The organism is Novosphingobium sp. NFX11 (assembly GCF_057376415.1).
This window is the reverse complement of the sequence record NZ_CP080384.1, coordinates 2,174,314-2,200,657: the sequence shown is the minus strand read 5'-3', so window position 1 is coordinate 2,200,657 and position 26,344 is coordinate 2,174,314. Positions and strand designations below refer to the sequence as shown.

The following is a 26,344-nucleotide window of genomic DNA, read 5'->3' as shown; positions in this document are numbered from 1 at the left end:
CTTCATCGTGCAGGGCGCCCTGCCGAGAGGACGGCTGTTCACGGCCAGCGGTCCCGGATCAAGTCCGGGACGACGAATTCGAGGAATGCCGATGACCGACACCAGCCACCCGTTCTTCTCCATGCACGAGCATGGCTTCGTCCGCGTCGCCACCTCGACCCCGCGCGTGAAGACCGCCGACGTCGCCGCCAACCGCGATGCGATCCTTGCCGAAGCGCGCCGGGCCCATGCGGCGCATGTCGACCTGCTGGTCTTCCCCGAACTCAGCCTGTCCTCCTACGCCATCGACGACTTGCACCTGCAGGGCGCGATGATCGAGGCGGTCGAGGCCGCGGTGGCCGATATCGTCAAGGCCAGCGCCGACCTTTCGCCGGTGCTGCTGGTCGGCGCCGCGCTGGAGCGCAAGGGGCGGCTCTACAACTGTGCGCTGGTCATCGCGCAGGGCCGCCTGCTCGGCGTGGTGCCCAAGTCCTACCTGCCCAACTACCGCGAGTTCTACGAGAAGCGCTGGTTCGCCAGCGGCAAGACCGTCCGGGGCTCCACCATCACCGTGAACGGGCAGGAGGTGCCGTTCGGCGTCGATCTCGTCTTCGCGTCCGAGGTGCTGAAAAACTTCCGCTTCTTCGTCGAGATTTGCGAGGACTTCTGGGCGCCGACGCCGCCGTCCTCGCTGGGCGCGATCGCGGGGGCGACGATCCTCGCCAACCTGTCCGCCTCCAACATCGTCATCGGCAAGTCGGACGAGCGCCACATGCTGTGCCGGGCCCAATCGGCGCGCGCGATGGCGGCCTATATCTACTGCGCGGCGGGACACGGCGAAAGCACGACCGATCTCGCATGGGACGGGCAGGGCATCGTCTACGAACTCGGCGACCTGCTGGCGGAATCGGAGCGTTTCTCGCTGGAAGCGGAACTGTGCGTGGCCGACGTGGACTGCGACCGCATCGTCATGGACCGCCTGCGCTCGCCCACGTTCAATGACGCGGCGGACGTCGCGGGCAAGCCGGAGGAAACATTCCGCACCGTCCCCTTCCGCCACGCCCCGGCCGGCGGCGACATCGGCCTCGTGCGCCCGGTCAGCCGCTTCCCGTTCGTCCCCTCGCGCGCCGACAGGCTGGACGCCGACTGCTACGAGGCGTTCAACATCCAGGTCGACGGCCTGATGCGGCGGATCGAGATCGACCCATGCGAAGTCGCTGGTGATCGGCATCTCGGGCGGCCTCGATCTGACCCACGCGCTGATCGTCGCCGCGCGCGCCTGCGACCGGCTCGGCCTGCCGCGTGAGTTCATCCGCGGTTACACGATGCCCGGCTTCGGGACGAGCGACGGCACGAAGTCCAACGCGTGGAAGCTGATGGACGCCGTCGGCATCACCGCGCAGGAGATCGACATCCGGCCCGCCGCGACGACGATGCTCCATGACATCGGCCATGCCTTCGCCAATGGTGAGCCGGTCTACGACGTGACGTTCGAGAACGTCCAGGCGGGGCTGCGCACCGACTATCTGTTCCGCCTCGCCAGCCAGCACGGCGGCTTCGTGGTGGGCACCGGCGACTTGTCGGAACTGGCGCTGGGCTGGTGTACTTACGGCGTCGGCGACCAGATGAGCCACTACGCGGTCAACGCGGGCGTGCCCAAGACGCTGATCCAGTACCTGATCCGCTGGTGCGCCACGACCGACCAGTTCAGCGCCTCGACCGAGGAGATCCTGCTGGCGATCCTCGCGACGGAGATTTCGCCCGAACTGGTGCCCGCCGGGGCCGACGGCGCGATCCAGAGCACCGAGGCGAAGATCGGGCCTTACGAACTCAACGACTTCTTCCTCCACCACGTCATGCGCTTCGGGCAGAAGCCGTCGAAGGTCGCGTTCCTCGCCTGGCACGCCTGGCGCGACACGGCGGCGGGGGCATGGCCGCACGCCTTCCCGGAAGCCAAGAAGAACGCCTACGAACTGCCGGTCATCCGTTCATGGCTGGAGAAGTTCGTGACGCGCTTCTTCGCGTTCAGCCAGTTCAAGCGCTCGGCCATTCCCAATGGCCCGAAAGTGTCCACCGCCGGAGCCCTCAGCCCCGGGGCGACTGGCGCGCACCGTCCGACGCCAGCGCAGCGGTATGGCTGGCGGAACTGGAGAAACGGGTGCCGTAACTTCCTCCCCGGAACGGGGAGGACGTGCGCCTAACCCCGTCATCCCAGCGAAGGCTGGGACCGCTGGCCTGTTACGGCGAGCCAACGTTCAAACGCCCTGCCGAGGGTTGGGCTTTGCGCGGCCAGCGGTCCCAGCCTTCGCTGGGATGACGACGCCGTGCGTGCAGTCAGCGCACGCGGAAACGCCCGCTGGCGAGTGCGGGCCGTTACGCCAGGGGAAATCAACGCGAATACCGAGAACATCGGGTCGGCGTCGGGAGCGTCCTCACCGGGACGCGGTGTTTTGTTTTCCGTGAAGCTCTGGCGAGCGGCCGGGTAATCACGGTGCAGCCCGGCTCGACCTGTATTCCATCGGAAAGTCCCATGTGGCCGTCGTTAGGGTTCGCATCGTTATCGGCCGAAGGCTATCCGGGGATGGCCGTCCCAAGTCCTGCCGTGTGTCGCAGAAACGTATGGACGGCGTTTCCGGTAGCGCAGAGACAGTCCGGGTCTTCGATGGACGCGTGGTTTGCGCGATCGCGGCTAAAACCGCATCCCGGCCCACGACGCCGACCCGATACACCTCTCCGGCGTGATCATCGCCGGATCGGATGCTGGGCTATATAACCTATTTGGCGATAAATGTCAATCCCGCAGGGCGTCGATCTCGCGGGCAAGGTCCTTGCCGCGCCGTTCGTCGGTGGCGATGCGTTCCAGCACAGCGATGCGCTTGCGCATGGTCTCGACCTCGCGCTCCAGTTCGTGTTCGCGGGCGGTGTGATCGTAGCCGCCGGCCTCGCGGTCCCGCTTGTCGCCCAGCGCGCGGTAGCGCTGGGACTTGAGCCAGGTCACGCAGCCGATGGCGAAAAGAACGACTACGGCAGTCCAGAAACTCATTGCTTGGTCACCTTCACCCTATCGCCGTCGTGCGCGTCCTCGACTCGAAGCGCTTCGATCTGGAGCGCGATGTCGTGGCCGCTGCCGCCGTCGGTGATGATTCTTTCCAGCACCCGCACGCGATTTTCAAGCGTGCTGTTTTGCGCTGCGTACTGTGCGGCCTTTTCGGCGGTCGCGCCGACGGTGATCTCCAGCTTGCGCTCGAGGAAGGCCAGGCGGCGCTTGTAGGCGCCCATCAGGATCGCGAAGACAGAGATGATGGTGATGAGGACGGCGCAAAGGCCGAGGAAATCGCCGGGGCTCATTGCGATGCTGCCTTCTGAAGCGGCGCGCGCAGGCTCTCTATCTGCGCGGCGGTCGTGTATCCGGTATCGGTGACGATGGTTTCGAGGCTGGCGGTGCGGCTCTCCAGCGCTTCCAGCCGGGCGCGCAGCTGCGCGTTTTCCTCAGCCAGTCGCGCCCCAGCAGCGTGATCCGCACGCTCGGTCTTGCCGCCCCATTCGTCCTCCAGCGCATAGCCGTGGCGCGCGCGGATCCAGTTGTTGAGCACCCAGCCGCCGGTACAGATGCCGACGATGACGAGGACGAAGTCCGGTCCACCCCATTGCATGGCGGTCTCCTCAGTTGATCTTGGGCTCGGCCGTGCGGGCGCTTTCGACCTCGCGCCGGTCCCGCAGCGCCTCGATCTGGAGGGCGGTGTCATAGCCGCCGTCGGTGATGATCCGCTCCAGCACCCGCACGCGCTCTTCGAGTTCGCGGCTGTGCGAGGCGTATTGCGCGGCCTTTTCGGCGGTCGCCTCGATCTGCAGTTCGGCGAGCTTGCGCTGGTGCTTGGTCCAGATCGCGAAGCCGCCCATGATGAACGGTGCGAGCGGGATCAGCACCCAGATTGCGTCTTCCATGTCGTCGTGTCCCTGTTGCCCGGATGGCGTTGCCCGGATGGCTGCGTGTCAGCGCAGCGAGTCGATCTCGGCCGCAAGGCGCGAGTTGCTGTTGGAATAGTGTGCCTCCATGTCCGCGATCCGGCGGTCCATGTCGGACAAGTCGGTGCGCAGGCGGCTGGAGGTGGACGGCTGGCTGAAATTCAGCCCCCGCTCGTCAGCCCCTTGCGGGCGCGGCGGCGTTCCATGCGGCGCAGCAGGCGCATTTCCTCGTCCTCGGAATAGAGGCCCATCGGGCGGCTGTCTGCCAGCCAGGCCACGCCGAAGTAGATGGCGATCACGATCGGAAACCCGGCGAACAGCAGCAGCACGGCGCCCAGCCGGATCCACAGCGCATCGACGCCGGTGTAATCCGCGATCCCTGAGCACACGCCCGAAATCTTGGCGTTCGACTTGTCGAGATAGAATTGTCCGCGAGACATTGCCTGTTTTCCCTTCCCTCGAATGTCTTACTGTTGCTTGTCGGCCATCTGGCGCTTCATCTCCGCGAGTTCCTCGTCGATCGAGTCGCCATCGGCCAAGGCCGCGATTTCCTCGGCGAGCGTCGGCTGGCGGCGATCGGAGAGGCTCATGGCCTCGGCGCGGCCTTCCGCGTAGTCGACGCGGCGCTCCAGCTGGTCGAACCGGGCCATGGCTTCGTCCACGCGCTCGTTCGCCAGCAGCGTGCGCAGCTTGACCCTGTTTTCCGCGCTCTGCAAGCGGGCCGCGATGGACGACTGGCGGCTGCGGGCCTCGCGCAGGCGGGTCTGCAGCTTCTCGATGTCGGCCTCGTAGGCGCGCAGCGCGTCGTCGAGCACCAGGATCTCGGCCGAGAGCTGCTCGGCCATGTCGGCGGCCTTCTTGCGCTCCATCAGCGCGGCGCGGGCAAGGTCCTCGCGGTCCTTGGACAGCGCCAGCTGCGCCTTGTCGTTCCAGTCGGCCTGCAGCTTGTCCAGCTTGCCCACGTGGCGGCGCAGTTCCTTCTGGTCCGCGATCGTGCGGGCCGAACTTGTGCGCACTTCCACCAGCGTCTCCTCCATCTCGAGGATGATCAGGCGGATCATCTTGGCCGGGTCTTCGGCCTTGTCGAGCAGGTCGTTGAAGTTGGCGGCGATGATGTCGCGGGTGCGGGAGAAGATGCCCATGGCGGTGGTTCCTGTGGTGAAGCTGCGGCCCGAGGTGAAAGTACCCGTCGTGGCCCGGATGTCATCGGCGTCGAAGCGGTAGGCGCGCCCCGGATTGAAGTGTGCGTTCGGGGCGGGATTCTGGAGCACTTCGATCTCCGCGTCGAGCCTGCTCATGCGAGCGGCGCTCCGCACGAATGCACCGAGGAGGCATGCGCCTCGGGCACCGCGACCTTGTCGGCCAGCGCCACGAGATTGAGTGCGCCCATCGCCAGCATGCTGACGATGATCGCCCAGTCGAGCTTGGTGCGGGCCAGTGTCGAACGCGGGGTGGTGGAGCGTCCCTGGCCGGTGCTGTTCGCAGTGATCGGGAGCATGTCGAAGTTTCCTCTAGTCCTGAACTTGGTCTTGCCGAGGTAATAGCAACCCCCGTGCCAAACTGCGCGAATGGCGGATTTGCGGGATTTCGGTTTCTCCGTGCGAAAGTGCGCGTAAAATGAATTGCCAATGAATGGGAAATTTCGCTAACTTTCAGGAATGGAGCGCGACACCCACTTCATCGGCCAGTCCTCTGCCTTCCTCGATGCGGTCGAGCGGGCCAGCCGCGCCGCCGCCGTGCGCCGTCCGGTCCTCGTCATCGGCGAGCGCGGGACCGGCAAGGAACTGATCGCCCAGCGCCTGCACCATCTCTCGCCGCGCTGGGGCGAGCCCCTGGTGACCCTCAACTGCGCGGCGCTGCCCGAGACGCTGATAGAGGCCGAACTGTTCGGCCACGAGGCGGGCGCGTTCACCGGGGCCACACGGGCCAGGGCAGGGCGGTTCGAGGAGGCGGATCGCGGCACCCTGTTTCTCGACGAACTGGGCAACCTGTCGATGGCGGCGCAGGAGCGTCTGCTGCGCGCGATCGAATATGGCGAGGTCGTGCGCATCGGTTCCTCGCGCGCGGTGACGGTGGACGTGCGCATCGTCGCCGCCACCAACGCCGACCTGCCGCGCATGGCCGCCGAGGGCACCTTTCGCGCCGACCTGCTCGACCGACTGAGCTTCGAGGTCATCACCCTGCCGCCGCTGCGCGCGCGGGAAGGGGACGTCGCGGAACTGGCCGACTACTACGGCCGCCGCATGGCCAGCGAACTGGAGTGGGGTCGCTTCCCCGGCTTCTCGGGCGCCGCGATGGAGGCGCTGGAGGCGCACGAATGGCCCGGCAACGTGCGCGAACTGCGCAATGTGGTCGAGCGCGCGGTCTACCGCTGGGGGATGAGGCTGCGCCGATCGCGGAAGTGGTGTTCGATCCCTTCGTCAGTGCATGGGGGCTGCGCGCGATGGCGGAGGTGGTGCCTGCTAAAAAAGCGCCCGAACAGGTGCTGGTGCCTGTAGTGACTACCCTTCCCGCTGAGATCGCCTCGTTGCGCGAGATCCGTCGAAGCGCATGAGCGTGCGCTGATCCTGTCCGCGCTTGAAAGGCTTCGCTGGAATCAGCGCAAAGTTGCTGCCGCTTTGGGGTTGACGTACGATCAGTTGCGACATTGTCTGAAAAAGCATGGGCTTCGGGCAAGTGGGGGATAGACGTGATAAAGCGCATTCTGGGTATAGTGGCCGGTCTTATGCTTGGTCTGGCGCCCGGAGCAGCATGTCATGCAGCGCCGCCCAAGGCAGGCGAACTGGCTGCGGCGCAAAAGGCGCAGGAGCGTGGCTTGCAGATGTACCTCTACGATCAGGCAGCATGGCACGCGACCGATCGCTTTCAGGCGGACCTGCGTGGGATCGGAAAATCGCCTGCTGACCCGGCACTGAGGCTGTCCGGATATATCGTCGAGCCGACCAGCGGCGATGCGCTGCTGGTTTCGTTCTATGGTGGCGAGGGCGCTGCTGCAGTGGCGCGGGCGCGGTACACGGTTGATAGTGCCGGGCATATCGAGGGTGGCATTGTCGCTGATGGCGGTGATTCGGCGATGTCGCCGCTTGCGCTCCGGATGATTGCCGCGCGGGAGATTGCCTGGCATCGGGCATCGCGGCCGGGTCACGAGCTATGTTCCGCTTCGCAGGCCAATGCGCTGGTTCTGCCTCCCGGTCCCGATGGCTCGGTCGCCGTCTACGTGCTCACGTCCAGCGCCGATGCAGAGGTTTATCCTGCCGGCGGCCACTACCGGTTCGATGTGGCGCAGGACGGAAAGTTGATGGCCGAGCGCCGTTTCATGGCGACGTGTTTCCCGGTGGAAGTCGGCAAGATGCGGCGGGAGAAGGCGGAAGTGATGTTCCTGACGCATCACCTCGACAGACAGCCGACGGAAATCCATTCTTTTGTGAGCCTCAACATCGGCTTTCCACTGGTCATTGCCACAACCGACAACAAGCTTCTGTGGGGTGTCGTCGATGGGCGCATCACGTACCTTCGTGAGCTGGAAAAGAAGTAGTAGCTCCGGTTTTGAGCCTTTCGATCCCGATGATGGTCCGCCGCCCCTTGCATTTTTCCAGAATCGCGACTATCTGGCCGTCATCCCGTAATTGGTGAAACAACGAACGGGCTGGCGCCGGTAGGGGCCGGCGCGAAACCGCGTTGCTCATCGCACGGCAAGCACAAACGAAACGGAAGCCAGATTGGTCGATATCGCACGCCTTACCGAAGTCATCGAGCCGGAGGTCGCCGCCCTGGGCTTCGATCTCGTGCGCGTGCGCATTTTCGGCAAGAGCGAAGTCGGTGACGACGAGATTGCGCTCCAGATCATGGCCGAGGACCCGAAGACCGGCCAGCTTGTGCTCGACGACTGCGCGGCGCTGTCGCACCGCATCTCCGATCGCATGGATGCGCTCGAGGAAGCGGGCGAGACGCTGATCGAGGAGGCCTATCGCCTCGAAGTCAGCTCGCCGGGCATCGACCGTCCGCTCACCCGCATCAAGGACTACGCCAACTGGGCGGGCCATGAGGCGAAGATCAACCTGATCAATCCCGTCGAAGGCAACCGCAAGGGCCTGCACGGCGACCTCGTCGGCATCGAGGGTGAGGCAGGAAGCGAAGTGGTCACGCTGGAGGACAAGAAGTCCGGCCGCGTGTCCTTCCCGCTCGCAGACGTTCAGTCGGCAAGGCTGATCCTTACCGACAGGCTCATCGCAGCAAGCCGCCCGCAGGATACCAGCGGCGCGGACGACATTCTTGAGGAACAGGAAGACTAAGCCATGGCCAGTGCGATTTCCGCCAACCGCGCCGAGCTGATCGCGATTGCGAACTCCGTTGCTTCGGAAAAGATGATCGACAAGTCGATCGTCATCGAGGCGATGGAAGAAGCCATCCAGAAGTCGGCCCGCAACCGCTACGGCGCCGAGAACGACATCCGCGCGAAGCTCGATCCGCGTACCGGCGACTTGCGCCTGTGGCGCGTCGTCGAAGTCGTGGAAGAGGTTGAGGACTACTTCAAGCAGGTCGACCTCAAGCAGGCCGAGAAGCTCCAGAAGGGCGCTGCGCTGGGCGACTTCATCGTCGACCCGCTACCCCCGGTGGACCTCGGCCGCATCGACGCGCAGTCGGCCAAGCAGGTGATCTTCCAGAAGGTCCGCGACGCCGAGCGTGACCGTCAGTACGAAGAGTTCAAGGACCGCGCCGGCGAAGTCATCACCGGCGTCATCAAGTCGGTCGAGTTCGGCCACGTGATCGTCAACCTTGGCCGCGCCGAGGGCGTGATCCGCCGCGACCAGCAGATCCCCCGCGAAGCCGCCCGTGTCGGCGAGCGCGTGCGGGCGCTGGTCCTGCGCGTCGAGCGCCAGAACCGCGGCCCGCAGATCTTCCTCAGCCGCGCGCACCCGGACTTCATGAAGCGCCTGTTCGCGCAGGAAGTGCCCGAGATCTACGACGGCGTCATCGAGATCAAGGCAGCCGCCCGCGATCCGGGTTCGCGCGCCAAGATCGGTGTGATCAGCAACGACAGCTCGATCGATCCGGTCGGCGCCTGCGTCGGCATGAAGGGTAGCCGTGTGCAGGCGGTCGTGCAGGAAATGCAGGGCGAGAAGATCGACATCATCCCCTGGAGCGAGGACACCGCGACGTTCGTGGTCAACGCGCTGCAGCCCGCGACCGTCAGCCGCGTCGTCATCGACGAGGAAGAAAGCCGCATCGAAGTCGTGGTGCCTGACGATCAGCTCAGCCTCGCGATCGGCCGTCGCGGCCAGAACGTGCGTCTGGCCTCGCAGCTGACCGGCTCGCAGATCGACATCATGACCGAGGCGGAATCCTCGGAGAAGCGCCAGAAGGAATTCGTCGAGCGCTCGAAGATGTTCGAGGAGGAGCTGGACGTCGACGAGACGCTCTCGCAGCTGCTGGTCGCCGAAGGCTTCAGCGAGCTGGAAGAAGTCGCCTATATCGATGCCGCCGAACTGGCGAACATCGAAGGCTTCGACGAAGAGCTGGCCGAAGAACTGCAGAACCGTGCGCAGGAAGCGCTCGATCGCCGCGAGGAAGCCAACCGCGAAGCCCGCCGTGCGCTGGGCGTCGAGGATGCGCTGGCCGAACTGCCGCACCTCACCGAAGCGATGCTGGTCGTGCTCGGCAAGGGCGGCATCAAGACGCTCGACGACCTCGCCGACCTTGCGACTGACGAACTCATCGCCAAGAAGCGCACCGAACAGCGTCGCCGCGACGGTTCGGTGAACAAGCGCGCTGGTCGCGACGAGGATAAGGGCGGCGTGCTCGGCGAGTACGGCCTGACCGAAGAGCAGGGCAACGAAATCATCATGGCCGCGCGCGCCCACTGGTTCGAAGACGAACCGCAAGCTGAGGAGGCCGCCGATGCGGAATCCTCGCAATGAGCGCGTAAGCTCCGACATTGACGGCAATTCGCCGGAGAGGACCTGCATCCTCTCCGGCGAGAAGGCTGTGCGCGGGGAGTTCATCCGTCTGGCGATCTCGCCGGACGGTCTGGTGCTCCCCGACGTCCACGCGCGTGCCCCCGGGCGCGGCGCGTGGATCGGCGTTTCTCGCGCAGACCTTGAAATTGCGGTGTCGAAGAACAAACTTAAGGGAGCACTGGCACGGGCCTACAAGGGCGCGGCCATTACCATCCCCGACGACCTAGCGGATCGGATCGAGGCTGCGCTGTGCCGCGCGCTGACCGACCGGCTGGGCCTTGAACTGAAATCGGGCAGGCTGCTCATGGGCTCGGACCGCATCGCGCAGAACGCGCGTGAGGGGCGGGTCGAATGGCTTGCCCATGCCGCCGATGCGCGTGAAGACGGATCGCGCAAGCTGGACCAGGCCTGGCGGGTCGGGTCCGAGGCGGAAGGAACTGGTCTGCGAGGCGTCACCTTGCCTCTGGACCGGGACACGTTGTCTGTGGCATTGGGCCGCGACAACGTCGTTCACCTGGCGCTGAACGATCGCGGAGCGGCTGACCGAGTCGAAACGCTGCTAAAGCGCCTCCTGCATTTCCAAGGGCAGGTCATCAGCCGGGAGGCCTCGAACGGGGACGACGGCCAAAGTGACTTACACAGGCCCAGCATGGATGACACTGACGGAGCGGCCCAGGCCGACTCCGTGACGACGAATTGAGCGAAGGGCGAAGACGAGAAATATGAGCGAGACCGACAACAAACCGACCCTGGGCCGCAAGCCGCTTGGGCTTAAGCGCTCAGTGGAAGCGGGTGAGGTCAAGCAGACCTTCAGCCACGGCCGCACCAACAAGGTGGTGGTCGAGGTGAAGCGCCGCAAACTGATGCCCGGCGGCAAGCCCGAAGGCGAGGTGACTCCGGCGCCTGCCGCTGCCGCACCTGCTCCGCAGGCTGCGGCACCGCGTCCTGCGGCTCCGCCCCCGCCGCCCGTCCGTCGCCCTGCGCCCTCGAACGAAACCCCGCAGGAGCGCGTCGCCCGCATGCAGCGTGAGGCTGAAGAAGCCCGCATGCAGATGCTCGAGGAGGCGACCCGCCGCGAGCAGGAACAGCGCCAGCGTGCGATCGACGAAGAGAAGCAGCGCGTCGAAGCCAATCGCCGCGCCGAAGAGGAAGCGGCTGCTGCCGCCGCTGCCCCGGCCGAACCCGTCAAGGCTCCCGAGCCTGTCGCTGCGCCCGAACCCGCACCAGCGCCCGAGGTTGCCCCTGTGGCCGCTGAGGCACCGGCGGTCGTGGAAACTCCGGCTGTTGCCGAGACTCCTGCACCTGCGGCGGCTCCGGTCGCCAAGGCTGCTGCACCTGCCCCGGCTCCCGCACCTGTAGCGACGCCGGTTCCGGCCGCACGCCGCTTCACTCCGGTGCAGCGCCCCGAGCCGCGCCGTCCCGAGCCGACCGCACCTGCGGCGGCCCCGACTGCGGGTGGTGGCAATGCCGGTAACGGGAGTAGCGCCGGTGCCACCGCACCCCGCGCTCCGCTCGGCGCCAAGAAGGGGCCGGCGACCCCGGCCCGTCCCGCGCCGAGCCAGCAGACCGACCGGAACGCCAAGGGCGGCGATCGTCGCCAGGCCGGCAAGCTGACCGTCAACCGCGCGCTCAACGACGACGAGGGGGCCCGCGCCCGCTCGCTCGCCGCGCTCAAGCGTGCGCGTGAGAAGGAGCGTCGTTCCAGCTACAGCGGCCGTTCGCAGCCACGTGAAAAGCAGGTTCGCGATGTCATCGTGCCGGAGGCGATCACCGTCGCCGAACTGGCGAACCGCATGGCCGAAAAGGCGGCGGACCTTGTCAAGTCGATGTTCAAGATGGGCATGATGGTCACCGTCAACCAGACGATCGACCAGGACACCGCGGAGCTGCTGGTCGAGGAATTCGGCCACAACGTCCAGCGCGTGTCGGAAAGCGACATCGACATCGACCACACCGTGGACGTCGATCCCGAGGACACGCTGAAGGCGCGTCCGCCGGTCGTCACGATCATGGGCCACGTCGATCACGGCAAGACCTCGCTGCTCGACGCGCTGCGCGGCACCGACGTCGTGCGCGGCGAGGCGGGCGGCATCACCCAGCATATGGGCGCCTACCAGATCAAGACCAAGGGCGGCGACTTCGTCACCTTCCTCGACACCCCGGGTCACGCCGCCTTCACGCAGATGCGTATGCGCGGTGCCAACGTCACGGACATCGTGGTGCTGGTGGTCGCGGCCGACGATGGCATCATGCCGCAGACGGTCGAAGCCATCAATCACACCAAGGCCGCCGGCGTGCCGATGATCGTCGCGATCAACAAGTGCGACAAGCCCGAAGCCAATCCGCAGAAGGTGCGCGAGCGTCTGCTCGAACACTCGATCGTGGTCGAGGACATGTCGGGTGACGTGCAGGACGTCGAAGTCTCGGCCAAGACCGGTAAGGGTCTGGACGAGCTGATCGAGAAGATCCTGCTCCAGGCCGAACTGATGGAACTGAAGGCCAACCCGGACCGCATGGCCGAAGCCACCGTGATCGAAGCCAAGCTCGACAAGGGCAAGGGGCCGCTCGCGACGGTGCTGGTCAACCGTGGTACGCTCAAGGTCGGCGACATCCTCGTTGTCGGCACCGAGAGCGGCCGCGTGCGCGCCATGCTCGACGACAAGGGCCGCCAGATCAAGGTCGCCCTGCCGGCAATGCCGGTCGAAGTGCTGGGCATTGGCGGCGTTCCGATGGCCGGTGACATGCTCACCGTGGTTGAGAGCGAGCAGCGCGCCCGCGAGGTTTCGTCCTGGCGTCAGGAGCAGGCGACTGCCAAGCGCACCGCGATGGCGCCCGCCAGCCTCGACACGATGTTCTCGGCGCTCGCCGACAAGCAGAAGGTCATCGAGTACCCGGTGGTCATCAAGGCGGACGTGCAGGGTTCGGTCGAGGCGATCAACGCCGCGCTCCACGCCCTTTCGAACGACGAGATCAAGGTTCGCGTCCTGAACTCGGGCGTCGGTGCGATCACTGAGACCGACGTGACGCTTGCCGCAGCTTCGGGCGCGCCGATCGTCGGCTTCAACGTCCGTCCGAACGCCAAGGCCCGCGAACTGGTCGAGCGTACCAAGACGCCGATGATGTACTACGACGTCATCTACGAACTGACCGCAGAGGTCGCCAAGCAGATGGCGGGCATCTGGGGTCCGGAGCGCATCGAAACCGTCGTCGGCCGCGCCGAGGTCAAGCAGGTCTTCCCGGCCGGCAAGCGCGACAAGGCAGCGGGTCTGCTGGTGGTCGAGGGCTACATCCGCAAGGGTCTCAGCGCGCGTCTCACCCGCAACGACGTCATCGTTTCGGCGACGACGATCTCCTCGCTGCGCCGTTTCAAGGACGACGTTGACGAAGTGCGCGCCGGCCTGGAATGCGGCGTCGTGCTGGCCGATACGAACGACATCAAGGCGGGCGACCACCTCGAAGTCTTCGAAGTCAGCCACCGCGAGCGTACCGTCGGCTAAGGCTCGATCTTACACCAACGCTGATGAATGCGGCCATCGTCGGGGAGACCCGGCGGTGGCCGCTTTCGTTTGCCGGGATTTAATCGGGAACGGATGCGCATCGCGCCTATACCTCGCCGGTCGCAACTGGCGGCGGAAAGGCAGGTGATGTGGATGGACACACAAGTCGTGGTGATGCTGGTGCTTGGCGTGGCGAGCTTGATCGTCGCGCTGGTAACCCTGACGATCAAGCTGATCGAACTGGGCCGCAAGTAGCCGGTAGAGGAGGTCGGCGCTGGAACGCCGACCTCCGATATGGTCAGGCGTTCTTATGGAAAGAGCCCGGATGCTGGAACATCCGGGCTCGGCAGGTTGAATGAACATTCAAACCGTGGTGATGGGCACAAATTACATCGCTCCACGCGCCCTTGCAAGGGCGCGCCTTCCGGGCCTTGCGGAACTTTAACCGGGTGCATCAATCGTGGTAGGCGAGGTCGGCCTTCATCAATCTTCGGAAACATTCAAGATGACCCGCTACTGCGCCTTCTTCGCCTCGATCAACGTGGGCGGTAACCGCCTGACCATGGCGGACTTGCGCTATGCCTTCGAGCGCGAGGAGTTCGAGAACGTCGAAACCGTCGTCGCCAGCGGCAACGTCCTGTTCGATTTCGACGAGCGGCCCACCGATGGCCTGGAAGACCTGTTCGCGCACATGATGCTCGACCGCTTCGACATGAACACCTTCGCCGCCGTGCGCAACGCCGGGGAAGTACGCTCGGCGGTGGAGGACAATCCGTTCACCGGAATCGGACAGGACCATTACGTCCACACCCTGTTCCTGGAACGCGACGCCGATCAGTCGGCATTCGAAAAGCTGGTGGCCGACCATGCCGGGCGCGGGCCGGAGAAGATCGCGATGGGGCCGCGCTGCCTCTACATCGATTACGTGGACGGCGCGGGCCAGTCCAAGCTCACCAATGCCTTCATCGAGCGGCGTCTCGGCTGCCGGGGCACCGCGCGCAACGTGCGCTCGCTCGCGCGGATCGCCGCGAAGATGGCATGAAAATGGCGGGCCGCGCGAGCGGCCCGCCCTCTGATCCCGCCAGTCGGCCTTAGCGGAACTGGCCCGCCAGCACCGAGGCGACGATACCGCTTGTGATGCCCACGAGCAGCATGTCGTTGCCCGAGCGTACGTAGTGGTAGCCGCGCGGCGGCGCCTTTACGTTGCGGTACTTGCGATAGTCGATGACCTGATAGTTGCGCGCATAGCGCCGATCGAACTTCTGGCCCTTGCGGAAGGACTTGTAGGTCGTCTTCTGCGTCACGACGGTCTTGTGCGGGCCGCGATCGTCGCGATTTCCACGATCGTCGTGGTGGGCGGGCTGCGCCATGGCAGGCGCTGCGGCGATGCTGGGGACCAGCAGCGCGGCGCTGAGCAGGGCGGCGGTGAACTTTTTCATGGTGCGACTCCTTTGACGGCACGTTTCATCCGGGATAACGCCAGGAACCGGGCAAGGAGGCGTAACAGTTTGTTGCAAATTGTCGCGCCCGGCCCACATGGACGCATCAAGATGGCAAAAAACCAGACAACTCCCGAACAGCACTCCGTCCGCCTCCTCAAGGTGGGTGAGCAGGTGCGGCACGTCATTTCCGAGATCCTCGCCCGTCAGCAGGTCCACGACGAAACGCTGAGCGCGCATACCGTCTCCGTCACCGAAGTGCGCATGACGCCCGATCTGCGGCAGGCCAGCGTCTTCGTGAAGCCCTTGCTGGGCGAGCACGAGGAGGAAGTGCTCAAGGCGCTGCGAACCAACACCGCCTATTTCCAGCGCGAGGTCGCTCAGCGGCTCAAGCTGAAGTTCGCGGCCAAGATCCAGTTCCGCTCCGACCAGACGTTCGACGAGGCGCGCCGCATCGACGCACTGCTCAACGACCCGCGCGTGAAGCGCGACCTCGAGGGCTGATAGTCCGCACCGCCGGGACGATCACCCGGCGCTGCCTCTTCCTACGCTCACCCGGCCCGCTACCCTGATCGCAATTCGATGATCGGGAGAGCAGGTATGCGCGACATGGTGTTCCTCCATGGCGGCGGACAGGGCGGCTGGGTCTGGGAGGAGACGATCGCGGCGGTCGGGCGTCAGTCTGGCGGGGCAGTGCGCTGCCTTGCGCTGGATGCACCCGGTTGCGGCGCGAAGCGCGGCGTGGATAACGCCGCCTATGCCTTCGCCGACACAACGCGCGAACTGATCGGCGACATCCTCGCCTCCGGGCTGCGCGGGGTCATGCTGGTGGGCCATTCACAGGCAGGCATGACGATCCCGCACATGGCTGACCTTGCGCCCGGCGGCCTCATCGGCAAGCTGGCCTACGTCACCTGTTCGGCGCCCCTGCCGGGCCTGACGACGCTCGATCAGATGGGGCGCGGGCCGCGCGGGTCGAGTGTCGAGGAAGTCGGCTATCCATCCGGGTCCGAAGCCGAGCGCTACGCAACCATGTTCTGCAACGACATGGAGGAGGGCGAGGCGGCAGCCTTCCTCGGAAAGCTCGGCCACGACGGATGGCCGGCGAGCGCCTATGCCTACAGCGAATGGCGCTACGACCACTTGCGCGCGATCCCGGCCTGCTACGTCGTCGCCTTGCGCGACATGGCCTTGCCGGCTTCGTGGCAGGAGCGCTTCGCCGACCGGCTTCATGCGCGCCGACTGCACCGCATCGATGCCGGGCATCAGGTCATGAATACCCGTCCCGAAGCGCTCGCCGAAGTGCTGCTGGCCGAGGCGCGGTCCTGACCGGCCGGCCTGTCAGTCCGTCTCGAACGCCAGCGTCGCTGCCTGCCAGTCTCTGGTAAGCAGGGCCTGGGCGCCGATGCGGAAACGCCAGGCGCCGGTTTCCTCCCATGCCCACTCCATCAGGTCGTCGTAGCCGAGTTGCAGCAGCAGGACTTCGCTGCCGTCGGTTTCGGCGTCGAGCATCCGGTGGTGATGGACGGGCGGCATGCGGTATTCGCGGTTGATCCGTGAGAGCACGGCGTCCGGCACGGCGGCGAGGGTTTCGGGTGGGCCGGACACCATCGTGCGCAGCGAGATCGTCGCGAGGTCGGCAAGCGTGCCGGGCAGGTGCGCCTGCACCACTTCGCCGTACCTCTCGTGCAGCTCGGCGAGGATGTCGCCGACCACCGCGAGTTCGTCTGTGGTCAGGCGCTTCATCGGCTCGCGCCCGGCGATGAACTGGTCGAGCGCGGCGACCATAGCGGGCAGCGCGGCGCATTGGTCCTGAAGCAGCGCGTATTCGCCCTCGATCTGCTCGGCGATCTCCTGCGCATCTTCCAGTGCGTAGGGGATCGCGGCCGCATCGGTGCGCAGGCGGGCGATTTCCGCGTTCTGGCGCGCCATCTCGTCACGGCGGCGGGAAAGCAGGCGCGGCGCCTCGTCGAGCGCCTCGTGCAGGCGGTCGGACAAATGGATCACCGCATGCCACCACAGGGCCTCGACCGGAGCGCCGACGCCCGCCGCGTAGAAGGTATGATCACGCAAGGCCGCGCCGAGGCGGACGGCGAGCGCCGCGTCGCTCTGCGGGCCGGTCGGGTCGAGCGCCACCGGGCTCACCGGCCAGAACGGGAAGAACCAGCGGGTCAGGCGGGTATGGCGGGTGGGGAAGGGCAGCCCTCCCTCGTCATAGGCGGGCGGCAGGTCGGCGGGCGGGTCTGTGAAGTCGTGGATGCCCTCCGGCACGGCGACGACTGCACCCGCGCCGAGGAAGAACGCCAGCGATCCACTGCGCGGCAGCGGCATGTCCGGGCGGGCGGCGGCGAGTTCGGACAAGTCGATCTGCGCCGCGAAGGGCAGCGGCGTCCCCGCTTCGTCGCGCGGCCATTCGGCATTGCCGAGGCGCGGCAGGCCGCCGAGCCAGCTGGCATCGCCGAACCAGTCGCGCCGCCGCTCCCGCTGCTTGCGCACGAGCACGACGGGCGCGGCCGCGACGGTCGGCTGCGGGGGAGGGCGGGGGCTTCCGGGTCGTCCGCAGGCTCTTCGGTGACAGGCTCCTCGAACGGGAGGGCGTCTTCTTCGGGGCTTTCTTCGTCAACCGGCTCCGGTTCGGCGGTGAGCTTGCGGCGGCGGCGGCCGAATTGCTGCGGTGCGACTTGCGGTTGATACGTCAGTCGTTCCGCAGGTTTGCCGCGCACCGCCAGCGCGGCCAGCACGGCAAGGCCGATCCCGGCCATCAGCAGCGCGAAGACGGCCGCATTGCGCCCCTGCATGCCGATCACGCGCTCGGCGAGCGGATCGAGCGAGGCATACTGCCCGCCCAGCGGCGCGAGCGCCAGCCAGGCAGCAAGGAGCGCGGGCAGCGCAAAGGCCGCCAGCGCGGCGATCAGTTTCTTCATGCGCCCGGCTTCTTCATGACCACGGCCTCATCCGGCACTCCCTTGGACTTCGATCTTGATTGTTAAGGGCAATTGACCCGGGGAGAAGCCCGGGAAAGACCGTGCGCCGCATTCGGGGCGGTGTTATCCCCAGCAACCGATGGCCAAGCTCTATTTCTACTACGCCAGCATGAACGCGGGCAAATCGACGACGCTGTTGCAGGCGGCCTTCAACTACCGTGAGCGTGGTATGAAGACGATGCTGTGGACCGCCGCGATAGACGATCGCAGTGCCGATATGGGCGCCGATCACGCGATCGAAAGCCGCATCGGCCTGCATGCCTCGGCGCACCGGTTCGGCCCGTTGACCGACTTGTGCGAACAAGTGCGCGCCGCCCACGCGGTGGAGCCGCTGTCCTGCGTGCTGGTGGACGAAGCGCAGTTCCTCACCGCTGCGCAGGCGTGGCAATGCGCGGACATCGCCGACAAGGTGGGCATTCCGGTCCTCTGCTACGGCCTGCGCACCGATTTTCGCGGCGATCTGTTCCCCGGAGCGGCGATCCTGCTGGGGATCGCGGATCTCGCTCATCGAGCTCAAGGCGGTGTGCCACTGTGGGCGCAAGGCGTCGATGAACTTGCGCGTGGATGATGGCGGCCGGGCCGTCAGCGAGGGCGCGCAGACTGAGATCGGCGGCAACGACCGCTACGTGGCGCTGTGTCGCCGCCATTTCAGCGAGGCGCTGGGGCGGTAGGGCTATTCGGACTGCCCATTGCGGACATTGCCTGATCCTCCTCGTCGCGCAGCGATGGGGAGGGGGACGCCGACGCAGTCGGTGGTGGAGGGGCAAACCCCTCCGTCAGCCCTGCGGGCTGCCACCTCCCCATTCCTTCGGAACAGGGAGGATAACACGGCCGCTTCCCGTCAAAAGCGTGCCTAGATCAATTTTAATCCGGGTATATTGACAATTTCATCCGGGTTAATGTAGCGGCGCTGTCCGAAAGGAAGTGCCCATGGCCGTCACCGTATTCTACAAGGACGACGTGATCGCGCGCGGACAGCCGGGGGATTTCACCCAGGCGCTACGCGATCTCGGTCCGCTCGCCCGCAGCAGCGATCTGCTCGCCTTCGACGACGATACCGGGCGGCAGGTCGATCTCGACCTGACCGAACCCGCCGCACCGCGTCCGCGCGGGCGGCCTTCGCTCGGCGTGGAGGCGCGCGAGGTCACGTTGCTGCCGCGCCATTGGGAATGGCTGGCCGGCCAGCCCGGCGGCGCCTCGGTCACCTTGCGCAAGCTGGTGGAGGCGGCGATGCGGGCCGGGCGCAGCGAGCGCGAGTGTCTCGACGCCGCCTGCCGCTTCCTCACCGTCATGGCGGGCGACCGTCCGGGCTACGAAGAGGCGATCCGCGCGCTCTATTCGGGGGACCGGGAGAATTTCGACGCCTTGTGCGTGCTCTGGCCCACCCCGATCGCCGATCATGCGCGGTTGCTCGCATGGCCCAAGGAAGCATGATGCCGCACGGATGGATCATTCTCGACAAGCCGCTGGGCCTCGGTTCGACGCAAGCCGTGGCGGCGGTGAAGCGCAATTTGCGCGAGGCCGGGTACGGCAAGAAGGTGAAGGTGGGCCACGGCGGCACGCTCGACCCGCTGGCGACGGGGATTCTCCCGGTGGCGCTGGGCGAGGCGACCAAGCTGGCGGGCCGGATGCTCGATGCCACCAAGGCTTATGAGTTCACCGTGAAGTTCGGCGAGGAAACCGACACGCTCGACCTCGAAGGCGCGGTGATCGCGACCAGCGACGTGCGCCCCTCGCGCGGGGATGTGGAGGCGGTGCTGCCGCGCTTTACCGGGCCGATCGAGCAGGTGCCGCCTGCCTACTCGGCGCTCAAGGTCGATGGCGAACGCGCCTATGACCTTGCCCGGGCCGGGGTGGATGTGCAGCTTAAGACGCGCAGCGTGACCGTGTTCGACCTGCAACTGCTGAATTTCGATCCCGAAGCGGGCGCGACACTGCTGGCCACGGTTTCCAAGGGCACGTATATCCGCAGCCTCGCGCGGGACATTGCGCAGGCGCTGGGAAGTTGCGGCACGGTCACGATGCTGCGCCGGACCAAGGCGGGGCCGTTCGACCTGTCCCACGCGATTTCGCTGGACAAATTGAACGAATTCGGTAAGGGCGCGCCTCTTGAGCAGATACTCTTGCCGCTGGAGGCGGGGCTGGACGACATCCCGGCCATCGACCTCGACCCGGAGCAGGCAAGGGCGGTCCGTCAGGGCCGCGTTCTTACCGGAATGCCCCATGAAGACGGGCTATACTGCGCGTACGAGGGCACCGTCCCCGTCGCTTTGGTACAGCTTACGGACCGCGAGGTCCGCGTCGTTCGGGGGTTCAATCTATCCGATGTCGCGGAGTAAATGAAATGTCGGTTACCGCTGAAAAGAAGCAGGACATCATCACGGACAACGCTCGCGTCGCTGGCGACACGGGCAGCCCGGAAGTCCAGGTCGCGATCCTTACGGAGCGCATCCGCAACCTGACCGAGCACTTCAAGGCTCACCACAAGGATAACCACTCGCGTCGCGGTCTGCTGGCCATGGTCAACAAGCGCCGCTCGCTGCTGGACTATCTGAAGAAGAAGGATGTGGCGCGTTACAACTCGCTCATCCAGAAGCTCGGTCTGCGTAAGTAAGATCAAGCTACGGCCCGCTTCGGCGGGCCGTTTTGCATTTGAAGCATGAGGCGTGGTAAAGCGCGCCAGCAAAATTTCCGGGCAACCTCGCAATTCGGCGCAGGCAGCCCAGGGGCGACGAAAAAGCCCCGCACCGGACCGGGACGGTATCCCCGGCAGTAAGCCCCGCATGGCAATAGGGCCGCGCGGGTCAAGGAAATCGAAAATGTTCGACGTAAAGACCGTAAGCATGGAGTGGGGCGGCAAGACCCTCACCCTCGAAACCGGCCGCATCGCCCGTCAGGCCGACGGCGCCGTCCTCGCAACCTACGGCGAGACCGTGGTGCTCTGCGCCGTGACCGCCGCCAAGTCGGTGAAGGAAGGCCAGGACTTCTTCCCGCTGACCGTCCACTACCAGGAAAAGTATTCGGCCGCAGGCCGCATCCCCGGTGGCTTCTTCAAGCGTGAGCGCGGCGCGACCGAAAAGGAAACGCTGACCAGCCGCCTGATCGACCGTCCGGTCCGCCCGCTGTTCCCCGAGGGCTTCTATAACGAAATCAACGTCATCGCCCAGGTCCTGAGCTATGACGGCGAGACCGAGGCCGACATCGTCGCGATGATCGCCGCTTCGGCCGCGCTGACCATCTCGGGCGTGCCCTTCATGGGCCCGATCGGCGCCGCGCGCGTCGGCTTCGTCGACGGCGAATACACGCTGAACCCGAAGCAGACCGCTGCTCTCACCGACGGCCGCCTCGATCTCGTCGTCGCCGCCACCGGCGACGCCGTGATGATGGTGGAATCGGAAGCCAAGGAGCTGACCGAGGAAGAGATGCTGGGTGCCGTCGTGTTCGCGCATGACGAGATCAAGAAGGTCGTCAACCTCATCATCGACCTGGCGGAAAAGGCCGCCAAGGAGCCCTGGGACATCGACCTGTCGGACAACACTGCCGACATCAAGGCGAAGCTCAAGAAGGCCGTCGGCAAGGACGTCACCGCAGCCTACAAGCTGACCGACAAGTCGGCCCGCTCCAACGCCCTCAACGCCGCGCGCGCCAAGGCCAAGGAAGCGTTCTCGGGTGAAACCCCGCAGCTCCAGATGGTCGCGATCAAGACCATGAAGAAGCTGGAAGCGGACATCGTTCGCGGCGCCATCCTCAAGGACGGCAAGCGCATCGACGGTCGTACGCTGGAGCAGGTCCGCCCGATCGAGGCGATCGTCGGCTTCCTGCCGCGTACCCACGGTTCGGCGCTGTTCACCCGCGGTGAAACGCAGTCGATCTGCACCACCACGCTGGGCACCAAGGACGCCGAGCAGATGATCGACGGCCTCGAAGGCCTGTCGTACTCGTCGTTCATGCTGCACTACAACTTCCCGCCCTACTCGGTCGGTGAAGTGGGCCGCTTCGGCGCGCCGGGCCGCCGCGAAGTCGGCCACGGCAAGCTGGCATGGCGCGCGCTGCACCCGGTGCTGCCCGCCAAGGAAGACTTCCCCTACACGATCCGCGTTCTCTCGGACATCACCGAGTCGAACGGTTCGTCCTCGATGGCCACCGTATGCGGCGGTTCGCTGTCGATGATGGACGCCGGCGTGCCGCTGGTCCGCCCGGTCTCGGGCATTGCCATGGGCCTGATCCTGGAAGGCAAGGATTTCGCGGTCCTGTCCGACATCCTGGGTGACGAAGATCACCTCGGCGACATGGACTTCAAGGTCGCGGGCACCGAAATCGGCATCACCACGATGCAGATGGACATCAAGATCGCGGGCATCACGCGCGAGATCATGGCCAAGGCTCTGGAGCAGGCCAAGGCTGGCCGCGCCCACATCCTGGGCGAGATGACCAAGGCCCTCGGCTCGTCGCGCACCGAACTGTCGGCGCACGCCCCGCGCATCGAGACGATCCAGATCGACAAGTCGAAGATCCGTGACGTCATCGGCACCGGCGGCAAGGTCATCCGCGAGATCGTCGCCGAGACCGGCGCCAAGGTCGACATCGACGACGAAGGCGTCATCAAGATCTCGTCCTCGGACACCGCGCAGATCGAGGCCGCCAAGAAGTGGATCCTCGGCATCGTCGAGGAAGCGGAAGTCGGCAAGGTCTACCAGGGCAAGGTCGTCAACATCGTCGACTTCGGCGCCTTCGTGAACTTCATGGGCGGCAAGGACGGTCTCGTCCACGTTTCCGAAATGAAGAACGAGCGCGTGGAAAAGCCCACCGACGTCGTCAAGGAAGGCCAGGAGGTCTACGTCAAGGTCCTCGAGATCGACCAGCGCGGCAAGGTCCGCCTGTCGATGCGCGTCGTCGATCAGGAAACCGGCGCCGAGCTGGAAGACACCCGTCCGCCCCGCGAACCGCGTGAAGGCGGCGACCGTGGCCCGCGTGGTGGCGGCGATCGCGGCGGTGACCGTCGTGGCCCGCGCCGTGACGGCGGTGGTCGCGGTGGCGATCGCGGTCCCCGTGGTCCGCGCCGTGACGGTGGCGGCGAGGGTGGCAATCCGAACCACATGCCGGCCTTCCTCAAGGAAGACTGATCGGCACACTCCGCTTAGGACGCAAAAAGGGTCGCGCGAAAGCGCGGCCCTTTTTGCTTTGTGACCAGCACGAAAGCTGCTTGCGAGCACCGGACCATTCGATAAGCTGATGAACAGGCTATCGAATTTTGCACGGAGACGGGGAATGCGGGTTCTTGCACTAGCGATACTGGCAGCCGCACCGGGTTCCGTGGCCATGGCGCAAGCACAGCAGGCGCCGCAGATCCTCGTCTCGGCCAGCGGCACAGCGAAGACGGCGCCCGACATGGCGACGATCAACTTCACGCTGCGGGGGAGGGTACGACCTCCGATGAGGCGGCCACCAAGCTGAAGGATCAGGCTGCGGCGATGAGCGCGGCGATCAATGGCCTGCTGCCCAAGGCGGCGGATTTCCGTTCATCCAATTTCTCGCTCGCACAAGTGCGCTCCAAGGAGTGCGATGCCAGCCCCTATGGGCAACAGCGGCTCTCGACCGGGGCCTGCGCGATCATCGGCTACATCGCGACGTTGCCGGTGTCGGTCGATACCTCGCGGCCGAAGGATGCGGGCACGCTGGTGAGCCTGATCGGCCACATGGGCGGCCTAGATGCCTCGCTGCAGCGCTTCTGGCTGCGCGACGACGCCGCTGCCCGCGATCAGGCGATGCAGGCCGCTCTGGCGAACGCACAAGGCAAGGCAAAGCTCATAGCCGAAGGTTCCGGCACCCGTTTGGGGCCAATCCTGCGCGTGCAGGATCTGGACTATCGTGAAATCGCGATGGAGCCGGAAATCGTGCAGGCAGCAGGTTCCCGCGCATCTGCGCCGCCGCCGCCCGCTCCGCCACCGCCGCCCGTGCAGGTCGAACTGGCGCCCCGGCCGATCGAGACCACGGTGCGCCTGATGGTCGCCTATTCGATCGGAAACTGAAGGGCGACCGGAAGGGTCAATTGCCTGCGGGTGGAGCCTTGGTCCGGCGGGCGGTGATGATCTTCACGTCCTGCGCAAGGATCTGCCCTTTCATCACGCCTTCGCCCTTGGTGGCGGAGCGGGGAGGTTCCAGAGCGCCTTCACTACGTCCATACCCGCCGCGACATGGCCGAAGGCGGCGAAGCCCGCGCCGGGGTCCTTGCCGTCATTGCCGGGGTCGGCGTCGAGCGAGGGCATGTCGGAGAGCAGGATCAGGAAGTCGGCCTGGGCCGAGCCCGGCGCGAAGCGAGCCATCGAGATGGCGCCGGCGACATGCTTGATCCCGGTCTTGCTATTGGGCTCGTGCGCGACCGGGGGCAGCAGGTTGGCGCCGTTGCGCACGCCGCCTTGCAGCAGGCCCTGTTCAGGGTCGTGATCGAGATGCATGGCGCGGTAGAACACGGCGCCATCCATCTTCTTCGTATCGACGTATTTGAGGAAGTTGGCGGTCGTCAGCGGCGCATGGGTCTTGTCGAGCGCGAGGGTGATGACACCCTGCGGCACCGTCAGCGCGACGTAGACGTACTCGGCCGGGACTGGAGCAGGTGCCGCAGCCGGTGCAACCGGCACGGCGTCCTGCGCGAGGGCCGGGGACAGCGCCAGCGGCGCCGCGAGAAGAGCGAGCGCCGCCCGGAGCTTCATCCCCGAACCCATCCGATCAGCGGACCCGATCAGCGAACACGGGGGCCACCGAACGGCAGCGGCGGGGGCGCACGGCGCGCACCGCGCGGCAGCTGGGCCTGATAGGCGCGGCCGCAATGCTCGACGCAGTAGGGGAACCCGGGGTTCACCTTGTCGCCGCAAAAGTGGAAGTCCGGCTCACCGGGGTGGCCCATCGGCCAGCGGCAAATGCGGTCGCTGAGGTCGAGCAGGCTGGTCTTGCCGGCGATTTCCGGGCTCGGCTTCGCGGGTACGAGACGGCGCGGGGGCGCGGGCGGGATCGGCTGCTGCTGATCACCGGGCCCCTGGCGCAGGAAGCCGCCGGGACCGACCGAGACGATGCGCGGCTGCGGCGGCGCGGCCGGAGCATCGACAGCGGGCGCCGACGAGGGCTCTGCACGCTGCACGGGCGGCTGCGGCGCGGGGGCGGCGGCGCGGGCGACCGGTGCTTCGACTCGCGGCGCGGGGGCGGGAGCCGGTTCGGGCGCGGCGGTGACTTCGGGCTTGGGCTTCTTCGGAGCGGGCGCGGGGCGCGCGGGCTTCTCGTTCGCCTTCACCGGGGAAGGGCGCGCCTTGAGGCCGAGGCGATGCGCCTTGCCGATCACCGCATTGCGGCTGACGCCGCCGAGTTCGTCCGCGATCTGGCTGGCGGTGGAACCGCCCTCCCACATCTTGGTCAGCTTCTCGATCCGCTCGTCAGTCCAGCTCATTCCAGTTCCATCACTTCATGCGGGACGAGAGAATCGCCCCTGATTTCCAGGCGCCGCTTGCCTCGGAAGGCATCAGCCGATAGTCGCCGGTGCATGGCCGATCAACCCCATTCGACTGAGCTGCCCGGCACCTCCGGGATCCTGAACCCCGACGGCACCAACGGCAACGCGACTCGCCGTTTTCCGGCAAAGGGAGAACCCCTGATCCACCAGGTGAACTGGGAGGGGCTCAAGACGCTCTATATGAAGGAGGTCAGGCGCTTCTTCAAGGTCCAGACCCAGACGATCTGGGCGCCCGCGATCACCACCATGCTGTTCCTGGTGATATTCACCGTGGCATTGGGGCGCGGCGACCGTCAGGTGCTGGGCGTCAACTTCGCGACCTTCGTGGCGCCGGGGCTGATCGTCATGGGCATGATGCAGAACGCCTTCGCCAATTCCAGCTTCTCGTTCCTGGCGGGCAAGGTGCAGGGCACGATCGTCGATTACCTCATGCCGCCGCTGACCGAGGCGGAGTTGATGGTCGCCATGATCGGCGCGGCCGTCACCCGCGCGGTGCTGGTGGGCCTCGCCCTGACGCTGGCGATGCTGCTGTGGCCGGGCGTGAGCCTGTCGATGGCGCATCCGTGGGCGGTCGTATGGTTCGGCCTTGCGGGATCGGCCTTCCTGGCGCTGTTGGGCCTGCTCTCCTCGGTGTGGGCAGAGAAGTTCGACCATAACGCGGCCGTCACCAACTTCGTCATCGCGCCGCTCTCGCTGCTGTCGGGCACCTTCTACGTGATCGACAACCTGGCGCCCGCTTTCCAGGCGATCAGCCGCGTGAATCCGTTCTTCTACGTGATCTCGGGCTTCCGCTTCGGCTTCCTTGGTCAGAGCGACATCGGCGACACCAACATGGCCGTGCTGCACAGTGCACTGGGCGTCGGTGTGCTGGATGCGGCGCTGGCGACGGTGCTGTTCTTCGTCCTGCGGTCAGGTTGGAAGCTTAAGGGCTGAAAAGGCCCGTTATCCGTAAATATTCACATCGGACGACAGGCTTTCGTTAAGGAAAAGTTATTCGCTCTGGTGCAGGCAGTCGTGTGTG

Annotated in this window: 25 protein-coding genes and 5 pseudogenes; 19 read left to right on the top strand and 11 right to left on the bottom strand. The window is 66.0% G+C overall.

Annotated features, from left to right (window positions below):
• The first annotated feature begins 91 nt into the window (after positions 1-91).
• A pseudogene (locus tag KZO24_RS11185) lies at positions 92-2,146 on the top strand (NAD(+) synthase).
• A 624-nt stretch (positions 2,147-2,770) separates the two neighbouring features.
• Here KZO24_RS11185 and KZO24_RS11180 read toward each other — a convergent pair.
• From KZO24_RS11180 to KZO24_RS11150, 7 genes and pseudogenes are all read right to left on the bottom strand, one after another.
• On the bottom strand, positions 2,771-3,022 hold the full coding sequence (locus KZO24_RS11180) for a hypothetical protein (RefSeq protein ID WP_271181919.1): 252 nt from the start codon (positions 3,020-3,022) through the stop codon (positions 2,771-2,773).
• Complete coding sequence (locus KZO24_RS11175; protein ID WP_271181918.1) at positions 3,019-3,327, bottom strand: hypothetical protein; 309 nt, start codon at positions 3,325-3,327, stop codon at positions 3,019-3,021. The genes KZO24_RS11180 and KZO24_RS11175 overlap by 4 nt, the downstream gene beginning before the upstream one ends.
• A complete protein-coding gene (locus KZO24_RS11170; protein ID WP_271181917.1) occupies positions 3,324-3,632 on the bottom strand; it encodes a hypothetical protein in 309 nt (102 codons plus the stop codon). The genes KZO24_RS11175 and KZO24_RS11170 overlap by 4 nt, the downstream gene beginning before the upstream one ends.
• A gap of 10 nt (positions 3,633-3,642) precedes the next feature.
• Complete coding sequence (locus KZO24_RS11165; protein ID WP_008830687.1) at positions 3,643-3,924, bottom strand: hypothetical protein; 282 nt, start codon at positions 3,922-3,924, stop codon at positions 3,643-3,645.
• 48 nt (positions 3,925-3,972) lie between these two features.
• Positions 3,973-4,385, bottom strand: a pseudogene (locus tag KZO24_RS11160) (PspC domain-containing protein).
• Positions 4,386-4,412: 27 nt separating this feature from the next.
• Positions 4,413-5,243 carry a phage shock protein PspA gene (pspA, locus tag KZO24_RS11155; RefSeq protein WP_271181915.1) on the bottom strand — a complete coding sequence of 277 codons (831 nt, stop codon included), beginning with the start codon at positions 5,241-5,243 and terminating at the stop codon, positions 4,413-4,415.
• A complete protein-coding gene (locus KZO24_RS11150) occupies positions 5,240-5,443 on the bottom strand; it encodes a hypothetical protein (protein WP_271181914.1) in 204 nt (67 codons plus the stop codon). The genes pspA and KZO24_RS11150 overlap by 4 nt, the downstream gene beginning before the upstream one ends.
• Positions 5,444-5,603: 160 nt before the next feature.
• On the opposite strand from KZO24_RS11150, the pseudogene pspF reads away from it, so the two are divergent.
• The 7 genes and pseudogenes from pspF (at position 5,604) to KZO24_RS11115 (ending at position 14,441) form a co-directional block, all read left to right on the top strand.
• Positions 5,604-6,632 (top strand): annotated as a pseudogene (gene pspF / locus KZO24_RS11145) (phage shock protein operon transcriptional activator).
• Entirely contained in the window at positions 6,593-7,480 is an 888-nt protein-coding gene (locus KZO24_RS11140; RefSeq protein ID WP_271182153.1) for a hypothetical protein, read from the top strand. The pseudogene pspF and the gene KZO24_RS11140 overlap by 40 nt, the downstream one beginning before the upstream one ends.
• 184 nt (positions 7,481-7,664) lie before the next feature.
• Positions 7,665-8,237 carry a ribosome maturation protein RimP gene (gene rimP, locus KZO24_RS11135; protein WP_008830680.1) on the top strand — a complete coding sequence of 191 codons (573 nt, stop codon included), beginning with the start codon at positions 7,665-7,667 and terminating at the stop codon, positions 8,235-8,237.
• A gap of 3 nt (positions 8,238-8,240) precedes the next feature.
• Positions 8,241-9,863, top strand: coding sequence for a transcription termination factor NusA (gene nusA / locus KZO24_RS11130; RefSeq protein WP_271181912.1), 1,623 nt, complete (start codon positions 8,241-8,243; stop codon positions 9,861-9,863).
• Positions 9,844-10,602 (top strand): DUF448 domain-containing protein, encoded by a 759-nt coding sequence (locus tag KZO24_RS11125; RefSeq protein WP_271181911.1) that lies wholly within the window; start codon positions 9,844-9,846, stop codon positions 10,600-10,602. Before nusA ends, KZO24_RS11125 begins: the two co-directional genes overlap by 20 nt.
• A 22-nt stretch (positions 10,603-10,624) precedes the next feature.
• Positions 10,625-13,399: a translation initiation factor IF-2 gene (gene infB / locus KZO24_RS11120; RefSeq protein ID WP_486486217.1), complete on the top strand. Its 2,775-nt coding sequence runs from the start codon at positions 10,625-10,627 to the stop codon at positions 13,397-13,399.
• A gap of 505 nt (positions 13,400-13,904) precedes the next feature.
• Positions 13,905-14,441 carry a DUF1697 domain-containing protein gene (locus KZO24_RS11115; protein WP_271181909.1) on the top strand — a complete coding sequence of 179 codons (537 nt, stop codon included), beginning with the start codon at positions 13,905-13,907 and terminating at the stop codon, positions 14,439-14,441.
• Between the two features lie 49 nt (positions 14,442-14,490).
• Here the strand turns inward: KZO24_RS11115 and KZO24_RS11110 are convergent, their stop codons facing one another.
• A complete protein-coding gene (locus KZO24_RS11110) occupies positions 14,491-14,838 on the bottom strand; it encodes an RcnB family protein (protein WP_271181908.1) in 348 nt (115 codons plus the stop codon).
• Positions 14,839-14,949: 111 nt separating this feature from the next.
• On the opposite strand from KZO24_RS11110, the gene rbfA reads away from it, so the two are divergent.
• Complete coding sequence (gene rbfA, locus KZO24_RS11105; protein WP_271181907.1) at positions 14,950-15,342, top strand: 30S ribosome-binding factor RbfA; 393 nt, start codon at positions 14,950-14,952, stop codon at positions 15,340-15,342.
• Between the two features lie 96 nt (positions 15,343-15,438).
• The gene (locus KZO24_RS11100; protein ID WP_271181906.1) at positions 15,439-16,167 is read left to right on the top strand and encodes an alpha/beta fold hydrolase; all 729 of its coding nucleotides are present in this window, start codon (positions 15,439-15,441) and stop codon (positions 16,165-16,167) included.
• Positions 16,168-16,179: 12 nt separating this feature from the next.
• Here KZO24_RS11100 and KZO24_RS11095 read toward each other — a convergent pair whose 3' ends face one another.
• The gene (locus KZO24_RS11095) at positions 16,180-17,340 is read right to left on the bottom strand and encodes a DUF1963 domain-containing protein (protein ID WP_486486216.1); all 1,161 of its coding nucleotides are present in this window, start codon (positions 17,338-17,340) and stop codon (positions 16,180-16,182) included.
• 164 nt (positions 17,341-17,504) lie between these two features.
• Here KZO24_RS11095 and KZO24_RS11090 point away from each other — a divergent pair, with 164 nt between their 5' ends.
• From KZO24_RS11090 to KZO24_RS11055, 8 genes and pseudogenes are all read left to right on the top strand, one after another.
• Entirely contained in the window at positions 17,505-17,828 is a 324-nt protein-coding gene (locus KZO24_RS11090) for a hypothetical protein (RefSeq protein ID WP_486486215.1), read from the top strand.
• Positions 17,829-17,901: 73 nt separating this feature from the next.
• Positions 17,902-18,493 (top strand): annotated as a pseudogene (locus KZO24_RS11085) (thymidine kinase).
• A 259-nt stretch (positions 18,494-18,752) separates the two neighbouring features.
• Positions 18,753-19,256, top strand: a complete 504-nt coding sequence (locus tag KZO24_RS11080) for a DUF2239 family protein (protein WP_036530221.1) — start codon at positions 18,753-18,755, stop codon at positions 19,254-19,256.
• Positions 19,256-20,161 (top strand): tRNA pseudouridine(55) synthase TruB, encoded by a 906-nt coding sequence (gene truB, locus KZO24_RS11075; RefSeq protein WP_271181903.1) that lies wholly within the window; start codon positions 19,256-19,258, stop codon positions 20,159-20,161. Before KZO24_RS11080 ends, truB begins: the two co-directional genes overlap by 1 nt.
• A 5-nt stretch (positions 20,162-20,166) precedes the next feature.
• A complete protein-coding gene (rpsO, locus tag KZO24_RS11070; RefSeq protein WP_271181902.1) occupies positions 20,167-20,436 on the top strand; it encodes a 30S ribosomal protein S15 in 270 nt (89 codons plus the stop codon).
• Between the two features lie 205 nt (positions 20,437-20,641).
• On the top strand, positions 20,642-22,945 hold the full coding sequence (gene pnp, locus KZO24_RS11065; protein ID WP_271181901.1) for a polyribonucleotide nucleotidyltransferase: 2,304 nt from the start codon (positions 20,642-20,644) through the stop codon (positions 22,943-22,945).
• 145 nt (positions 22,946-23,090) lie between these two features.
• Complete coding sequence (locus KZO24_RS11060) at positions 23,091-23,276, top strand: hypothetical protein (RefSeq protein ID WP_486486214.1); 186 nt, start codon at positions 23,091-23,093, stop codon at positions 23,274-23,276.
• A gap of 17 nt (positions 23,277-23,293) precedes the next feature.
• Positions 23,294-23,851 (top strand): SIMPL domain-containing protein, encoded by a 558-nt coding sequence (locus KZO24_RS11055; RefSeq protein ID WP_486486213.1) that lies wholly within the window; start codon positions 23,294-23,296, stop codon positions 23,849-23,851.
• Positions 23,852-23,867: 16 nt separating this feature from the next.
• Here KZO24_RS11055 and KZO24_RS11050 read toward each other — a convergent pair.
• Positions 23,868-24,532, bottom strand: a pseudogene (locus tag KZO24_RS11050) (peptidylprolyl isomerase).
• A 29-nt stretch (positions 24,533-24,561) separates the two neighbouring features.
• The gene (locus KZO24_RS11045) at positions 24,562-25,260 is read right to left on the bottom strand and encodes a GcrA family cell cycle regulator (protein ID WP_271181898.1); all 699 of its coding nucleotides are present in this window, start codon (positions 25,258-25,260) and stop codon (positions 24,562-24,564) included.
• Between the two features lie 93 nt (positions 25,261-25,353).
• On the opposite strand from KZO24_RS11045, the gene KZO24_RS11040 reads away from it, so the two are divergent.
• Positions 25,354-26,256: an ABC transporter permease gene (locus KZO24_RS11040; RefSeq protein WP_271181897.1), complete on the top strand. Its 903-nt coding sequence runs from the start codon at positions 25,354-25,356 to the stop codon at positions 26,254-26,256.
• Positions 26,257-26,344 lie beyond the last annotated feature (88 nt).

What these genes read in the sequence shown, in the direction of transcription:
- KZO24_RS11180 (WP_271181919.1), bottom strand. Translation starts at nt 3,022, where the DNA reads ATGAGTTTCTGGACTGCCGTAGTCGTTCTTTTCGCCATCGGCTGCGTG.
- KZO24_RS11175 (WP_271181918.1), bottom strand. Translation starts at nt 3,327, where the DNA reads ATGAGCCCCGGCGATTTCCTCGGCCTTTGCGCCGTCCTCATCACCATC.
- KZO24_RS11170 (WP_271181917.1), bottom strand. Translation starts at nt 3,632, where the DNA reads ATGCAATGGGGTGGACCGGACTTCGTCCTCGTCATCGTCGGCATCTGT.
- KZO24_RS11165 (WP_008830687.1), bottom strand. Translation starts at nt 3,924, where the DNA reads ATGGAAGACGCAATCTGGGTGCTGATCCCGCTCGCACCGTTCATCATG.
- pspA (WP_271181915.1), bottom strand. Translation starts at nt 5,243, where the DNA reads ATGAGCAGGCTCGACGCGGAGATCGAAGTGCTCCAGAATCCCGCCCCG.
- KZO24_RS11150 (WP_271181914.1), bottom strand. Translation starts at nt 5,443, where the DNA reads ATGCTCCCGATCACTGCGAACAGCACCGGCCAGGGACGCTCCACCACC.
- nusA (WP_271181912.1), top strand. Translation starts at nt 8,241, where the DNA reads ATGGCCAGTGCGATTTCCGCCAACCGCGCCGAGCTGATCGCGATTGCG.
- KZO24_RS11125 (WP_271181911.1), top strand. Translation starts at nt 9,844, where the DNA reads ATGCGGAATCCTCGCAATGAGCGCGTAAGCTCCGACATTGACGGCAAT.
- infB (WP_486486217.1), top strand. Translation starts at nt 10,625, where the DNA reads ATGAGCGAGACCGACAACAAACCGACCCTGGGCCGCAAGCCGCTTGGG.
- KZO24_RS11115 (WP_271181909.1), top strand. Translation starts at nt 13,905, where the DNA reads ATGACCCGCTACTGCGCCTTCTTCGCCTCGATCAACGTGGGCGGTAAC.
- KZO24_RS11110 (WP_271181908.1), bottom strand. Translation starts at nt 14,838, where the DNA reads ATGAAAAAGTTCACCGCCGCCCTGCTCAGCGCCGCGCTGCTGGTCCCC.
- rbfA (WP_271181907.1), top strand. Translation starts at nt 14,950, where the DNA reads ATGGCAAAAAACCAGACAACTCCCGAACAGCACTCCGTCCGCCTCCTC.
- KZO24_RS11100 (WP_271181906.1), top strand. Translation starts at nt 15,439, where the DNA reads ATGCGCGACATGGTGTTCCTCCATGGCGGCGGACAGGGCGGCTGGGTC.
- KZO24_RS11080 (WP_036530221.1), top strand. Translation starts at nt 18,753, where the DNA reads ATGGCCGTCACCGTATTCTACAAGGACGACGTGATCGCGCGCGGACAG.
- truB (WP_271181903.1), top strand. Translation starts at nt 19,256, where the DNA reads ATGCCGCACGGATGGATCATTCTCGACAAGCCGCTGGGCCTCGGTTCG.
- rpsO (WP_271181902.1), top strand. Translation starts at nt 20,167, where the DNA reads ATGTCGGTTACCGCTGAAAAGAAGCAGGACATCATCACGGACAACGCT.
- pnp (WP_271181901.1), top strand. Translation starts at nt 20,642, where the DNA reads ATGTTCGACGTAAAGACCGTAAGCATGGAGTGGGGCGGCAAGACCCTC.
- KZO24_RS11060 (WP_486486214.1), top strand. Translation starts at nt 23,091, where the DNA reads ATGCGGGTTCTTGCACTAGCGATACTGGCAGCCGCACCGGGTTCCGTG.
- KZO24_RS11055 (WP_486486213.1), top strand. Translation starts at nt 23,294, where the DNA reads ATGAGCGCGGCGATCAATGGCCTGCTGCCCAAGGCGGCGGATTTCCGT.
- KZO24_RS11045 (WP_271181898.1), bottom strand. Translation starts at nt 25,260, where the DNA reads ATGAGCTGGACTGACGAGCGGATCGAGAAGCTGACCAAGATGTGGGAG.
- KZO24_RS11040 (WP_271181897.1), top strand. Translation starts at nt 25,354, where the DNA reads ATGGCCGATCAACCCCATTCGACTGAGCTGCCCGGCACCTCCGGGATC.